This window comes from Acidimicrobiia bacterium (assembly GCA_040878325.1).
In the GTDB taxonomy this organism is placed as follows: domain Bacteria; phylum Actinomycetota; class Acidimicrobiia; order Spongiisociales; family UBA11373; genus JAUYIV01.
Map to the genome: position 1 here is coordinate 82,425 of JBBDMM010000007.1, position 2,096 is coordinate 84,520.

The 2,096-nt window shown below is 66.4% G+C and carries 1 protein-coding gene and 5 tRNA genes; 3 read left to right on the forward strand and 3 right to left on the reverse strand.

Features of this window, described 5'->3' with window-relative positions:
- Window positions 1-107: 107 nt before the first annotated feature.
- A tRNA-Arg gene (locus WD184_04615) sits at window positions 108-180 on the reverse strand.
- A gap of 47 nt (window positions 181-227) precedes the next feature.
- Window positions 228-298: transfer RNA gene (locus tag WD184_04620), tRNA-Gly, on the reverse strand.
- 163 nt (window positions 299-461) lie between these two features.
- Between WD184_04620 and WD184_04625 the strand changes: the two genes are divergently transcribed.
- On the forward strand, window positions 462-1,715 hold the full coding sequence (locus WD184_04625; protein ID MEX0826020.1) for a PQQ-dependent sugar dehydrogenase: 1,254 nt from the start codon (window positions 462-464) through the stop codon (window positions 1,713-1,715).
- A 15-nt stretch (window positions 1,716-1,730) separates the two neighbouring features.
- Here WD184_04625 and WD184_04630 read toward each other — a convergent pair.
- Window positions 1,731-1,804: transfer RNA gene (locus WD184_04630), tRNA-Pro, on the reverse strand.
- Between the two features lie 66 nt (window positions 1,805-1,870).
- On the opposite strand from WD184_04630, the gene WD184_04635 reads away from it, so the two are divergent.
- Together WD184_04635 and WD184_04640 are read left to right on the forward strand one after the other, a co-directional pair.
- A tRNA-Lys gene (locus tag WD184_04635) sits at window positions 1,871-1,942 on the forward strand.
- Window positions 1,943-1,944: 2 nt separating this feature from the next.
- Window positions 1,945-2,030 (forward strand) — tRNA-Leu (locus tag WD184_04640).
- Window positions 2,031-2,096: the final 66 nt, after the last annotated feature.

Here is a 2,096-nt window from a genome sequence, read left to right on the forward strand (position 1 = left end):
TCTAACCCTGGCTGAGCTACGGTCACCATGCGGGACCCAACGGCCCCAAACCTCCCCCGAATCAACTGCGGGACCAGAGGCCCGGACGCGGGAACCTGGTGCTGCAGCGCCCCCGGAGGGATTCGAACCCCCGACCAAGAGCTTAGAAGGCTCCTGCTCTGTCCACTGAGCTACGGGGGCACGGGATCGCCGCCACCGGTTCGAAGCCCACCGAGGTGGGCTTCTCGAGCGGGTGAAGGGGATCGAACCCTCACCACCAGCTTGGAAGGCTGGGGCTCTACCATTGAGCTACACCCGCTGGTCTGCCCGCCGGGCAGGATAGACGGGCGGCTCCCCATCACCGGTTCTCCCACTGCCCGTTGATCAGCCGGGCGGTCCCTTCCCATCGGCCTACGTCAGTGGCCGACTGAAGCGGCTTCCGATTGGTCGGGATGGCAGGTGCCCCTGGATATCCTGCCTCCATGACCGAACCGCAGACCGGCGACGCTGGCCCGCCGACACGCCGCGACCCGATCGGCACCGCGCTCACGGTCGTCGGGGTCGCCTTCGTGCTCGCGGGGGTCGTCGGCCTCTCGCTGGCGGCCTCGATCTACCTTGGCGAGGACACTGCCGCCATCCTGCGGCAGAAGGCGTCGGGAGCCGACGGACCGCCCGACCTCGAGTACGAGCTGCTTGTCGAGGGCCTGGTGGAGCCGATCGCCGCAATCTTCCGGCCAGGAAGCGACTGGATCTTCGTCCTCGAGCGCGCCGGGAAGGTGCGCCTGGTGCAGGGTGACCGGTTGCGGGAGGATCCAGTCCTCGACATCAGCGGCAAGGTCTTCAGCGAAGCCATCGAGCAGGGGTTATTGGGAATCGCCCTGCATCCGGAATTCGACGCCAACGGCCGGGTGTTTCTCACCTACACCGATCTCGAGCAAACCCTGCTCCTGGTCGAGTTCACGATTGCGGGCCAGGGCGAGACCATCACCCTCGATCCGGCGTCGGAACGGCTGCTCCTGTCGGTCGACCAGCGCGGCCAGTACCACCAGGGAGGCACGCTCGCCTTCGGACCCGATGGCTACCTGTGGGTGGGCTTTGGCGACGGTGGAGGGAACGCCGATCCCGAACGGCACGGCCAAAACCCCCACACCCTTCAGGGGACCCTTTCCCGCATCGATGTGGATTCAGGAGATCCCTATGGAATCCCGCCGTCGAATCCCTTCGCCGACGGGGTCGAGGGAGCCCCTGAGGTGTGGGCCTACGGATTCCGTAATCCCTGGCGCTTCACCTTCGACCGCGGCGTCGTGTACGTGGCCGATGTCGGCGAAATCTCATACGAGGAGATCAACCGGATCCCCCTCGACCACCCTGGCGGCTTCTACGGTTGGTCGATCTGGGAGGGGCCGCAATGCTTCCGGCCCGGCGAGTGCGCAGTGACCGACGCGATCTTCCCCAACCTGTCGTTCTTCCACGAGGGCCTGTGCGCGATCGTCGGCGGCCCGGTGTACCGGGGTGCGCTGATGCCTGAACTCCAGGGCCACTATTTCCACGCCGACTTCTGCAATGGTTTCGTCGAGAGCGTCGTCTTCGTCGACGGCCAGCCGGTGGCGAAAAAGCGGTGGGACTCGCTCGAGTGGATCCGGCTGCCAACGAGTTTCTTCACGGACGAGGCAGGCGAGATCTACATGTTGCACTTCAGCGGAGAGATACGGAAGCTCGTCCCAGCACTTCCGTAGTGGGGCCGGCAGTAGTCGGGCTGGCCGGATTCGAACCGGCGGCCTCCTGCTCCCAAAGCAGGCGCGCTGCCAAGCTGCGCCACAGCCCGAGACCGGATTGTGCCACGCCGGCGCGGAAGACCGCCGCGCGACCCGGCGTTGCTACCCTCCGCGACGGGTCGCTAGCTCAACGGCAGAGCAACGGACTCTTAATCCGCAGGTTCTGGGTTCGAATCCCAGGCGACCCACCGCGGGTGTAGCCGAATGGCACAGGCGCCGGACTTAGGATCCGGTGGGCTTTACCGCCCGTTGTGGGTTCGAGTCCCACCGCCCGCACCCTGTTGTCTCCCGGGCCGACTTCGGCCCTTCGGGCCGAACAGACGCCGGTCGGCCCTCCTCCAC

Coding starts and splice junctions, on each gene's coding strand:
- WD184_04625 (MEX0826020.1), top strand. CDS start 462: ATGACCGAACCGCAGACCGGCGACGCTGGCCCGCCGACACGCCGCGAC.